Source organism: Aldersonia kunmingensis (genome assembly GCF_001646865.1).
Classification (GTDB): Bacteria; Actinomycetota; Actinomycetes; order Mycobacteriales; family Mycobacteriaceae; genus Aldersonia; species Aldersonia kunmingensis.
In genome coordinates this window covers 1-11,633 of record NZ_LRRB01000154.1, presented here as the reverse complement: position 1 = coordinate 11,633, position 11,633 = coordinate 1, and the positions used below count along the sequence as shown (strand labels likewise).

The following is an 11,633-nucleotide window of genomic DNA, read 5'->3' as shown; positions in this document are numbered from 1 at the left end:
TCGAGAGTGTGGAGGTACCAGTCAGACAGTTCGGCGACTTCGGGTCTATTCCGAAGAATCCAGCCCCACGGGCCGCGCTGGATGTATGCCGTTCGCATACCGGCCTTCTTGGCTGGAGCGACGTCGTTGTCGATTCGGTCGCCCACGTAGACGATCTCTTCGGCAGCGCATTGACAAGTCTCGACTACTTTATCGAAGAAGCCAGAGTCTGGCTTCTGCACGCCCCAATCATCTGATGTAGCAATGAAATCGGCTGGTAGCTCAAGCTCACGAAGAATCCGTCCCGCTCGGATGGTCTGGTTGCCAACGATTCCCACGCGAGCACCGAGATGCTGAAGTGAGCTCAGTGCAGTGCGAACGTCTGGATATAGATCATCTTCCCCAAACCACTCGGGCTTTCCAGCGGCCGCGCGCGCCTCCCGCTCACGATCGAGGTCGAAGCCCGGCTGGAATACTTGAAACGTGTCGCGGTAATCAGCACCGGAAGCAATCACCGCGCCGAAGACGGCGACAAACGTGTGGCGCGGAACGCCGAGCCAGTCGGCCCAGGTGCCGTATTCGCGAGTTTCATCGACGAGTGTCTCACCTACATCGAACACCACTGCAGAAATCACAGTCGCTCACCCTACCCATCTCGCCCGGCGGCGTCAGCGGCGAGAACCACGGCCCGCAGTCCCCCTGGCTCGACTGGAAGCATCGCTGAATTCTCGCAGCGGTCCAGGTGAGTCCCTCGATGCGACACACTCACCGCCCGTCGAGATCCTTTACTCTGCATCGTGCCCCCAGCGAGGGGGTGTATACGGTCCGTCCGCACGTCGTGCACCAATGTGTGCGGTGGAGCCGGCCGCATGCGCACTGTTGCGATCCGACTAGAACGTGGCGTGGACCGAGTCGGTGGCCGGCTGGGCAGTGCGTCGGTGCATCTTCTGACCAGCCGCGGCGCGTACGGCGGAGCATCACACTTCGATCATATGTTCGAAGGATGTTCCTCGGCGATCCCAGGTTCGATCTTCTCCAGACGGGTTCGTTAGTTAAGCCAGTTTCGGCCGTAGGCGCAGCACGCGGCGCGTAGTGACGTCGTTTGGGGAACACCCTCGACTCAACACTGTATTGACTTTCGACTACGGGGTGGGCGCCACATTCCAGTCATTACTGGGCCATCGCTGACGAGAGGGAATTCGGTGGTCACGTCGAAGCCGAACCGCCGATAGAACGGAACTGTCTCTGGGCGTGTACTGACGAGATAGGCGGGTAGGTACTGCTGGTCGATCGTTTCCAGCTGCTGGCGCATGATTCCGGACGCGTAACCTCGCCCACGAGCGTCGCCGACGGTACCGATGTGGGCGAGGTACCAATGCGGCTCTTCGGGTTGTCGTCGGTCGAGGGTTCGACGTACCCCGATGGCGCGCGGGAGCGCGGAACGGAGCGCGGCAATCAGGTGTGGGCTGGCTCGAACCGTACTGAGTAGTGACTGGCTGGATCTGTTCGGCGGGTCCCAGTCGGCCGCTGCGGTGGGACTGCCCTGTTCGTCAAAGGCGACTGCAACCCCGCCTCCATGGATGTGGTGATAGCGGATGGAGGCGTCGAAGTATCGACTGAGCAGCCTGTGTCGGTCGCTCGGTCGAGGCCAGAGCACGGTCATGAGGGGATCATCGGCGAAGGCTTCAGACAGAATCCGGGCGCAAATGGGGATATCTGCAACCGTGGCGCGACGAACGAGCACGTTGCCGATTCTCGCACCGACTCCGGTGGCTTGCGCGGCGGCGATCAACCCGGCGTTTCGATGTCGTGGATTCCGGCGATCGGCCACCGTAGAGTTGAAGGACGGGAGTCTGTTCTTGCTCCTCGCAAGCGCCTGGGGGAGGCGACCGCGTGTGTCTAGCGTCGGGTGGATAGTCGTTGAAACTTTTAGTGACACAATAGGTGTCATTGGTGTTGATGGGCGCCCGAAACAGCGGACGTCACTGTTGCGAACGCTGAGCGAGGGGGCAAGCGGCCGCATCGCTCGCACGGTGATGGAAGCCGTCGAAGGCGAGATCGCGGCGTGGAAGAATTCCCCAGCTGAAGCGAACGAAACGCTTCACCGAGTTGACGTTGGCGACGCTGCGACTCAACTGATCGCCCGGCCGCTGCTGGGTCCCGGACCCGATCTCTTCGGTGCGATGATTTGGGTTGGGCGCGTGGGTGACAGCCCGCGACCTCCAAGGGGAGTTCTGCCGTTTACCTGGAACTCAGGCCACCGCCTCGTGGAACTCCCGCCGCAGCTTCCCGACGCGTTCACCCGTGGATCGAGATACGACGGACGGAGAACGCTGACGGCTCCGGAGGCGTTTCGACTCTTCGAGATCGACAACTCGTTCGACTTGATCCGGAAAGTGCTTGGGCGCGAGCCGAAGTCGTTCTGGAGCGGGTTGGTTAAGCTACGGAGAGTGGACGCATCGCGCGCCTCAATGCATTTGGCGATGGTGTCGGGGGATGCATCCGAACCGGAGCTGTGGCGCGGGATCATTCATGAAGTTTCTGTGCCGTCGACTGGTACATGGGAATCGCTCGAATCTGCCACGCTGGCAGCAATCCCCACGTTGTCGGGTGATTCCTATTTCGCCTTGGTCGACATTAAGAAGATGCGCTTGATTCGCTGGATCACAGACCCTCTGCCCGACATTCAATGGAAGGGGATGGTTGATGATCGCGACACACCGCATCCTGAGGACGTTCCGAGGATCTTCGCGGTGGCAGCCGATCTGTTCGCAGGCAAGAAGGATCATGGCGGGGTGAGCGGTGTGCGCTTGCGTCGGTTCGGCGGTGGGTGGACCGTTGTTGATGGCGAGGGTGCGCTCGTAAGGTCGCCCGACGGTGCAGGTCCGCAGCTCGGATTGATCCAACTGAAGATTGTCGGGGAGACCAACGATCCCGATCCGGTGCCGGTCACAGACACGGGTCACCCTGGCCTCGGTTGACTTACGAGCGAGCTCCGTGAGATTTCGCCCGACGTCTCAGGATCGATTGCGAGTGTGATCCGCACCACATAGTATTTGGCGATACCCGATTCCAGTCTCAGACGGTTTCGGATGATTCCGGTACCTCGTCTGTGCCGGCGAACAACCAAGAACTATCTGGGTGGGGGTTCGCATGCTCGAATATGGTTCTGTCACCGATACTTCAGGCCGGTGTGCCCGGCGGTCGCGTGCGGGCGCGTTCATAGGCGTCGTGCACTTGGTCGGGCGAAATCTCGAGTACATGTGCAATCGCGTCCGCGGCATGTTGGGTGATCGGACGCTCGGCGCGTTCGAGCCGTTGCACCGTCGTCGTGTCGAGGCCAGCGGCACCTGCCAGTTCGGCTTGGGTCATGAGTCGCAGGTGGCGGTAGTCGCTCAGGAACCTGTCCTCGGGGTCTGTGATGAGTACTTGTTCGGCCGCAACGCCGAGCCGGTCGAGGGCGCGCCGAAGAATGTCAATCTGTGGCGAGGTCGTGCCGTTCTCCCAGCGCTGGATGGTGACAGCGCTGAGCGGTGCGGCGAGTCGTGCAAGATCGCCCCGACTCATGCCTGCGGCGACCCGGGCGGCAGCGAACCGCTCACTGTCGAATCCTCGCAGGGCGCTCCGGCTCATCGGGGTGCTTTCTCGGTCATCGGCCAACTAATTGCATTAAACCGTCTCACGTCGCTTGACTGCGTCCCTGGTGAATGTAGCGTTTAGATGTATTGACGTGGGTTGGAGGTAACCCGAAAACAATTGGTCTGATTCGACATCAGGCGAGAAACCCCCGGTCGTTCGCAGCGACCAGGGGTTCGAAACCAAGCGGTTAGTGGCCGCTCAGTTCATTTCTCGTGCAGAGAGGGACTCTGCCTTGTTCACGATAGTCGACTCGTCGCGCCTTGCCCAGGATCGCAGGGCGGTGGACGACTCCGCACATCAGGCGGTCCAGCGTAGACAGCCACCATTCTGCGCGTCATGTATCGACGCGGTCCGAGGACTGGCGCAACCGTTCTTGCTCGCAAGGCCCATGGAATCGCTTTGCAGGGAACCGTTTGCGACATCACATCTGGCCTTCGTGAAGCCGAACCGGTCGGGCAATTCTCGACCGTCATCCCCACCAGCATCTCGCGGACACCGAGCATGGGGTCGACGGGATTCCGGCCAGATTCTCTTGGCCACTGCACATCCGGGTGAGGAACCCAGTCGGGCCCCTTCGATCCGAATCTCCCCGATTCGGCCCGTGCTTGCGCACTCCGGTTCTTCGCCGGCGTTGCGCCCCGCGTAATCGATTCTACGGCAAGGAGTCTGGAGTGAGATCGGGACAAACTAGCGCTGCGAAGTACACGAGTCGTTTCAGCCGTGCGAGCCGGATCTCCGGGTGGCACGGGCCGATTCTGCACACGCGACGTACAGGTCCTCGCGCCGCGATCGGTGCGGGACCCAGCGCTCGGCCGGCTCTGGCTGTCGCGGTCGCGGCGGTGCTGGCCGTCTCAATCCCGCAGTACGCCGCAGCAGCGCCCTCGACCACCGCCCAAGGTGCGAACTGCCCGGCAGTGCTGGCAGCGTTCATGTCCGGCACTGGGGAAGGTGACCAGGCATCGAATCCGGCTGTGCCGGTAGGGATGCTCGCCGACACTGCCAACGCCCTGCGGACGCGGTTCGGAGACGACGTGGAGGTCGTCTTCCCAGCTTCGGCGCGGTCCGCATTCAACAAGGGCCTGTCCTATGCCCAATCGAAGGATGCGGGGACCGCAGCGCTTAAGGACACTCTCAGGTCGTTCACCGCGCAGTGCCGGTCGTCTAAGGCCACGATCGTCGGCTATAGCCAGGGCGCGGACTCTGCGGGCGACGCCGTCTCCGAAATCGGTTGCCGCAGTGATCCAATCACCGCGGACCGGGTGATCGCGGTCGGTTTGATCGCCGACCCCCGCCAGGGCACCAAGGGCGGCAAACTCGTTGGCCCCCCGGTCGCGGGAACCGGGATCGCGGGTCCGCGTCAGGAGGGCTTCTGTGGCCTATCTCCCGTCGTGGCGCAGTTCTGCGACCCGGCCGACAAGTACTGCTCGACCGACGCCACCCAGAACCCGCTGATCGCGTCGCTGGGACGGATGCTGGACCCGGAAAGCGGGCAGCAGTCACCAGACGGATTGACTACAGACTTCTCCGGCGCGGATCCGGCAAAGCTGGCCGAGAATGTCGCGACGATCAGCGAGCGCGCCAACTCGACCGACCCGGCAGATTCCCAGGTCGTCGCGGATGCGGCGAGCTCGGCGCTGGGCACCCTGCAACCCCTGTCGGACGTGACCGCTTGGGCGAAGTCGAATCCGGCAGTGCGGCAACAACTGGGCACGGCGCCACCAGATTCGCTGCATGCACAGGCGGGGGGAGTGCTCAGCACTCTTGAGTCGATGGACCTGCCCGGCGCGATCGGCTCGCTGCAGACGATCGGCGCGCGGATCGCCAGCGCAACCACGCCGAAGACGGCCGGTGTGGCGTACTCGGCGGGGCAACTGTCGGACCAGACAGCTCCATTGACTGCCACGCCCGCGGACCAGCTCTCCGCCGTGTCCGGTGTGCTGTCGGTGTTGAAGCCGTCGACCTTGATCGGGCAAGTCACGAACGTTGTGAAAAACGGCGCCGATCTGGCGGTGAACTTGCCGGAGATCCTCGATCGGCTTAACCGGGTCGGCCCGATTCTGCTGGGTCCCGACACCCCGGCGGGGAAGGTGGAGCACTTGCAGGCGGTGTTCGGGGAGCTGAACAACCTGCTGCGCCCGGTGGTGGTTCTGGCGGCGGGCGTGGACCTTCACATGGTTTCCGGCCTGTTGAGTGTGTTGGGTCCGCTCGATCCCTCCGGACTGGTGTCGATTGCCGCGCTGGTGGTGGACTTGCTCGGCAACATCGACATTGTCGGTCTCGCAAAGCAATTCGGGCAGCTGCAGAACGATCTGTGGGGTGTGGCGCGCGCGATCGCGTCCGGCGCGGATCTCGTCAGCGTCGGCGCCTCGCTACTGCCGATCATCCCGACCGCACTGGGTTTCGCCACAATCGCCGTGAAGGCGTTGACCGGTGGCACCAAATCCGACCCGGCCGCGTTGAGCGGCCTACCGAGCGCCGCTGGGCAGCTCGTGTCCGCGCAAGGCGCGGATTCCCTGTCGGCGCTGCTCACCGAGGGAACCGACGCGTTGCAGTTCTTCACCTCCGGCGCGCATCAAAGCTACGACACGACGGCGATCGACGCGGCGGGCCGCACTGCCGTGCAATGGCTGACCCAGTGGCTGATCAACCGCATCACCGCGATCACCCGTCCAGTGAGCAGGTGACCACGATGCAGGTCCGACGCGGGCAGCGAACCACCACCCGGGGGTCGGCACGATGAACGGCGGTGGAAGCGGATCGGGCACGCTCTGGCTGCTAGTGGCCGCGGCCGCGCCGTTTGCACTGATCGCGGTGTTTCTGGCGGCGGTGACCGGACATCGTGAACCCCCGGACCCGAATTGCTTGCCGGACATGCCTCGTGGCGGTCCGGTCGGGTCGGGGCGAGTGGTCAGCCCGGTCGCGCCGGGTGCGTTCCAGCTCAGCAGTGGGTTCGGGCCGCGCGATGGCGGGTTCCACTCCGGGCAGGACATGGCGGCACTGGCGGGCACTCCGATCCTGGCTGTCACCGACGGCACGGTGGCAGCGGCGGGGCCTGCGACTGGGTTCGGCGACTGGATCGTCCTGGACACCACGGTCGACGGGCAGAAGGTCTCGACGGTTTACGGGCACATGTACCCGGACGGTGTGCTCGTGCATACCGGCGACACCGTGCGCGCTGGCCAGCACATCGCCAACGTCGGCAGCAACGGCGAATCCACCGGCCCACATCTGCATTTCGAGGTCTGGCCGGGTGGCCGCCTATCCGGCGGTCACGCGATCGACCCCGGACCATGGTTGGCCACCCACGCCACCACTTCCGTTGGCGCCGAGCCCGATCCATACCGTACGGACGCAGTGGCCGCCCGGACTCGCACGAATACGGGTGGGGTCGAGATGGCGGCGCTGCCGGCGAGCAAGGGCAGCGAAGCGCATTGGCAGATCGACACGATACGCCTGGCGCGCGCGATCTCGGTCCGGTTCCCGCAGATCACCACGATCGGCGGGTGGCGCCCCCAGGACGCGTATCCGGATCATCCGTCCGGGCGCGCCGCGGACATCATGATCCCGGGCTGGGACACCCCGGAAGGCAAGGCCCTCGGTGATCGGGTTGCCGACTACGTCATGGCCAACAAGGCGCCGTTCGCGGTGGTGTACGTGATCTGGCGCCAGCAGTACCGTCCCGCCAACGGGACGCCGAACACGATGGAGGACCGCGGGTCGGCGACCCAGAACCATTTCGACCACGTCCACGTCACCACCGAAGGCCACGGCTTCCCGGCACCTGGGCAAACCTACGGCCCCGTGCCGGGTGGCCCCGACACCGGAACGCCGCGGTCGGGCTGCGACCCGACCCCGTCGGGGCCGGGCGGATCATTGAAGGCGGGGTCGGTGCCGGCACCGTTCCAGCCGTGGATCCGCAAGGCCGCCACCACATGCCCAGAGGTCACTGCCCCGGTGTTGGCGGCGCAGATCGAGAATGAGTCCGGGTTCGACGTGAATGCGCACAACGCGGCCTCTCAGGCCGATGGGCCTACGCAGTTCGTGCCCGGCACGTGGGCGGCCAAGGCCGTTGATGGTGACGGGGACGGCGTCAAGAGTACGCGTTCGATCCCGGACGCGGTGATGACCCAAGCGGCGTATGACTGCGAACTCGTCGGGATCGTCAAAGATGCTGTCGCGCAGGGCCACCTGCACGGTGACGTGGTGGAGCTGATGTTGTCGATGTACAACTGCGGGCCCGGTTCCACGCTTGCTCAGGGCGGGGTGTGCCAGAACCCGGAGACCCGCAACTACGTCCGCGTGATTCCCGTGCGCGCCGCGACCGTCTTCGCCGCACCCATGGAGGTGGCGGCATGACCGGCCGTCGGACGCTCACCCGAAATGTTTGCGCGGCAACACTGCTCGCGGTCGTCATCGCCGGGTGCAGTACGGGCGCGCACCCGCCCGCACCGTCGGAGGCGCTGGCGCAGCAGTGGACCCCGCCGGCTGCGGCGGTCGAGGAATTCGCCGGCTCCACACCGACCATGCCCGCACGGGAACGCTCCTCGACGGCCCCGCCGCTGGCCGGGGTGGATCGCACCGATCCGGACGCGACCGCACGTGCGGCGCTGACCGTGTGGTTCTCGTGGAACACCAACACCGATTCCGGTCCCAACGATGCTGCCGCCCGGGCGGTTCCGTTGCTGGACGGCTCGCTCGCGGCCGCGGTCACGGGGTCGTCGTCGGTGACCGATGCGGGCGGGCAGTGGAACCGGTGGGCCGCCGCGCACGCCACCGTCGATGCCCGCGTCGACGCGTCCCCCGAATTGGTTCCGCCCCAGACCGCGTCCGAGGCGTTCCGCGTGTACTTGGTCACCCAGACCGTGTACGACCCGCAGGGCCGCGTGCTGGATACCCGCACCCCCACAGTGGGTCTGGTCCTGCACCGAGGCCCCACCGGCTGGGAGGTGAGCAGCATCGATGAACGATGAAAACCACTGTGCAGCAACAGTACCGAGCAGCGACGAACGGAAGGAAACCCGGATGAGCCACGACGAACAGGCCTACTGGGCCGAGGAGCCGGTGAACCTGATCCTGCAAGGCCGACCACGCACTCCGGCTCCGGTGAACCCGACCGACACCGAACCCGACGGTGTCGCGGAGGGGTCGGTCGCGCCCGTGACCGGCGCCGCGTCGGAGCCGGAGACCGTACCCGATCCTGAGCCTGCTCTCGCCCCGGATCCGGCGCCGATATTGCTGGCCGACCCGCCGGGACCCGAGCACGACCCAGCGCGGTGGGGGATCCGGGGTGAGCTGAACCGACTGCTCGGCGCTTGGGGCAGGTTGAAGCCGCGCCCACCGGAGGTCGAGCACCGTCTGGCCGAACAGGCCGCGCAGGCCCATTGGGCGGGAACGCAACTGGTGATGGTGGCCAACCCGAAGGGCGGTGCCGGCAAGACCCCGGCCACCCTCATGCTCACGAGTACTTTCGCGCTGCTGCGCGGTGGCGGCGTGGTCGGCTGGGACAACAACGAAACCCGCGGCACTCTCGCCCTGCGCGCCGCTGCGGCACCCACCGACTCGACGGTGTGGGATCTGATGGCGCACGCCCCGCAGTTGGCGACCGGGTCGGCGGCGCAGATCGCGGCCTTCCTGCGCCGCCAACCCACCCGCGAGCACATTCTCGCTTCCGACGACAGTCCCGAGCACATGGACCAGATCGGGTGGGACGAATGCGCCGACATCTACCGCGTGCTGGCCCGCCACTACCCGTTGATCGTGGCCGACACCGGGAACAACGAACGCGCCGGTAACTGGCGCTGGACCGCGCACCGCGCCGATCTGCTGGTGATCCCGCTGCAGTATCGCGAGGACACCGCCAGGATCGTCGGCGGCATGCTCGACCGGCTTGCCGGGCACGGCCTGGACGCGCTGGTGGCTAACGCGATCGTGGTCGCCTCCACCCCACCGGACGGCACTAGCCCCGGGATCCGTGACACGGTGCGAGCGCTCCTGGAGCACAAGGGCATCACCGCGATCCTGGAGGTGCCGCACGATCCGATGCTCGCCGGTCGTGCCGGGCGGATCGTCTACGACCGGCTCACCCCCGCCACCCGCCGCGCCTGGACCCAGGTCGCAGCCCAGGTCTCCCGCGCGTTGCACGACGGGTGCCGCGAGCGGCCTATCGACCTCGAGCCGATCCCGATCCCGACCACCCGACACCGCGCCACCCATCCCACGGTGCGCGCGGCGGCGAGCCCGGCGCGATCCAGCACCCCGATCCCAGCGCCCGTGCTCGTGCCGGCCGCGGAAGCGGTGGGTGCGGTGGGGCACAACGGAAACGAGGTGCACCATGACTGACACCACGACGTGTCCACCGCGACGTCGGCGCGCCCCCGAACCCTTATCTGTGCGCGGTGTCTGGTTCCTCACGCTGGCCGCGGCGGTCGCCGTCGTGGTCACGATCGCGATCCTGGCCCCGGGTTTGGCGCACGCCCAGCCACCGGTGCCCCCACCCGGTGACGCGCCGGGTGGGTCCAGCGGTGTGGGGGATGTGTGGAACGGCGTGAAACCGGACTTCTCCATCTTCGGGGTCGAGTTCAACAACTGGCGCAAGATCGCCCTCGGTGGTGCATGGGCGCTGGGGTTCTTCGTCCTCGGTGTCTATTCGATCTATGCGACCGCGGCGATGGCGATCGCCCGCAAACAAGCCCACGTCGAAGACACCGTCGAACGCACCCAGAAAGCCCGCTGGTCCTGGCTGGGTGTCGCGGTCATGGTGGCGCTGCCGTTCATGTGGACAGTCGCCGCGAACTTCGCCCCCCACTGACCCGAAAGGACGGCAGAACCCAATGCGCAGCAACTACTCCCAACTCGGTGCCCGCACCCGCGACACCGCCCCCGCCGACCCCGGCGATCCCGGTACGCCACTGCCGTCGTTGTGGTCGGGGACATTCCGGTGGGTCACCGTCGGCCTGGTCGCACTGATCGTGCTCGCGGTGATCGCGGCCTGCGTCCGCGGCTGCACAGCCGCCGGCGACGACACCACGGCGGGGGAGCAGGCCGGGATCGGCGTACCGATCCGCACCGCTCACGGCCCCAGCACGATCGTCGACGGCGTCCCCAACGGCTACACCCGCGACCCGGACGGGGCCGCCACCGCCGCCGTCAACACCGTTCAGGCACTCGATGACGCGGCGGCAGGCCGAATCCGAATGGGGTCGGTCGAAAGCACCCGGATTGCCAGCGCGGCGACCACAGGACTCCGAAAGTTGGTCGACGACGGCAAGAAGCCGGTGCCGAATGCGGGGACTTTGACGGTGGCACCGGCTGCGGTGACGGTGACGTCGTACAGCGACGACGCGGCCAAAGTATCGATCTGGCAAATGTCGACCTCGCAGTACTCGATCACCCCCGGCGATCCCAAGGCCGTGCGCGTGGCCTGGTCCACCGACGAGGTCTCGCTGGTGTGGGAAAACGGCGACTGGAAGGTGCAGGACAAGACCTTCCGGACCGGTCCGGACCCGTCCGATCCCGCGGTGACCGCGCCACCGGCGGACAGCGCCCTGGCCGACCCGGTGCAGCAGGGCTACTACTCCTTCTACGTCAACTAAAGGACCGCCAGCGATGCGGACTCGACGGTGGCAGCGAATCATCCTGATGCTCACGACAGTTGCGCTACTGGTGCTCGGCGGGCCACACGCGGCGTGGGCCGAGGACACCGTCCCCGACGCGGACACGGCACCGAGTTCGGGTGCCGCATCGGGGGCTCCGCAGTTGCCCAAGGGGTTTCCGGCGGATCTGCGCAGGTTCGTGGCCGGTACCGAGGAGTTCAAGTCCGCGTCCTGGTTCAGCGCCGGCCCGTGCCGCGAGCGGGGCGGGGATATGGGCGCCTACCTGCGGGCGATGTTCCCGGTCGAGGAGCGGCTGTTGTATTGGCAGTTGCCCGATACGGCCAAGGCGCGTGTGTGGCGAAGCGGTGTGCGCGACAACGGGATCCCCGACCCGCAGGTCCAGGCCGCGGTCGCGGCGGGCCG

The 11,633-nt window shown here is 66.1% G+C and carries 10 protein-coding genes and 1 pseudogene; 8 read left to right on the top strand and 3 right to left on the bottom strand.

The window, feature by feature from the left end; genetic code table 11:
• Together A8G08_RS11615 and A8G08_RS28460 are read right to left on the bottom strand one after the other, a co-directional pair.
• Positions 1-614, bottom strand: a 614-nt coding sequence (locus tag A8G08_RS11615) for an HAD family hydrolase (protein WP_068273891.1), incomplete at its 3' end; no start/stop codon positions are given.
• A 485-nt stretch (positions 615-1,099) separates the two neighbouring features.
• Positions 1,100-1,642 carry a GNAT family N-acetyltransferase gene (locus A8G08_RS28460; RefSeq protein WP_425394553.1) on the bottom strand — a complete coding sequence of 181 codons (543 nt, stop codon included), beginning with the start codon at positions 1,640-1,642 and terminating at the stop codon, positions 1,100-1,102.
• Positions 1,643-1,967: 325 nt separating this feature from the next.
• Between A8G08_RS28460 and A8G08_RS11610 the strand changes: the two genes are divergently transcribed.
• A complete protein-coding gene (locus A8G08_RS11610; RefSeq protein ID WP_425394552.1) occupies positions 1,968-2,960 on the top strand; it encodes a hypothetical protein in 993 nt (330 codons plus the stop codon).
• 202 nt (positions 2,961-3,162) lie between these two features.
• Here A8G08_RS11610 and A8G08_RS11605 read toward each other — a convergent pair whose 3' ends face one another.
• A complete protein-coding gene (locus A8G08_RS11605; protein WP_068273887.1) occupies positions 3,163-3,612 on the bottom strand; it encodes a helix-turn-helix domain-containing protein in 450 nt (149 codons plus the stop codon).
• An 845-nt stretch (positions 3,613-4,457) separates the two neighbouring features.
• On the opposite strand from A8G08_RS11605, the gene A8G08_RS11600 reads away from it, so the two are divergent.
• The 7 genes and pseudogenes from A8G08_RS11600 to A8G08_RS11570 form a co-directional block, all read left to right on the top strand.
• Positions 4,458-6,302 (top strand): cutinase family protein, encoded by a 1,845-nt coding sequence (locus A8G08_RS11600; protein ID WP_157108523.1) that lies wholly within the window; start codon positions 4,458-4,460, stop codon positions 6,300-6,302.
• Positions 6,303-6,354: 52 nt separating this feature from the next.
• Complete coding sequence (locus tag A8G08_RS11595; protein WP_068273882.1) at positions 6,355-7,974, top strand: M23 family metallopeptidase; 1,620 nt, start codon at positions 6,355-6,357, stop codon at positions 7,972-7,974.
• On the top strand, positions 7,971-8,588 hold the full coding sequence (locus A8G08_RS11590; RefSeq protein WP_068273880.1) for a hypothetical protein: 618 nt from the start codon (positions 7,971-7,973) through the stop codon (positions 8,586-8,588). The genes A8G08_RS11595 and A8G08_RS11590 overlap by 4 nt, the downstream gene beginning before the upstream one ends.
• Before the next feature lie 52 nt (positions 8,589-8,640).
• A complete protein-coding gene (locus A8G08_RS11585) occupies positions 8,641-9,957 on the top strand; it encodes a MinD/ParA family ATP-binding protein (protein ID WP_068273878.1) in 1,317 nt (438 codons plus the stop codon).
• A complete protein-coding gene (locus A8G08_RS11580) occupies positions 9,950-10,426 on the top strand; it encodes a hypothetical protein (protein ID WP_157108522.1) in 477 nt (158 codons plus the stop codon). The genes A8G08_RS11585 and A8G08_RS11580 overlap by 8 nt, the downstream gene beginning before the upstream one ends.
• 22 nt (positions 10,427-10,448) lie before the next feature.
• Positions 10,449-11,210: a DUF8175 domain-containg protein gene (locus tag A8G08_RS11575; RefSeq protein WP_068273874.1), complete on the top strand. Its 762-nt coding sequence runs from the start codon at positions 10,449-10,451 to the stop codon at positions 11,208-11,210.
• Between the two features lie 13 nt (positions 11,211-11,223).
• Positions 11,224-11,633, top strand: a pseudogene (locus A8G08_RS11570) (hypothetical protein); the annotation flags it as partial.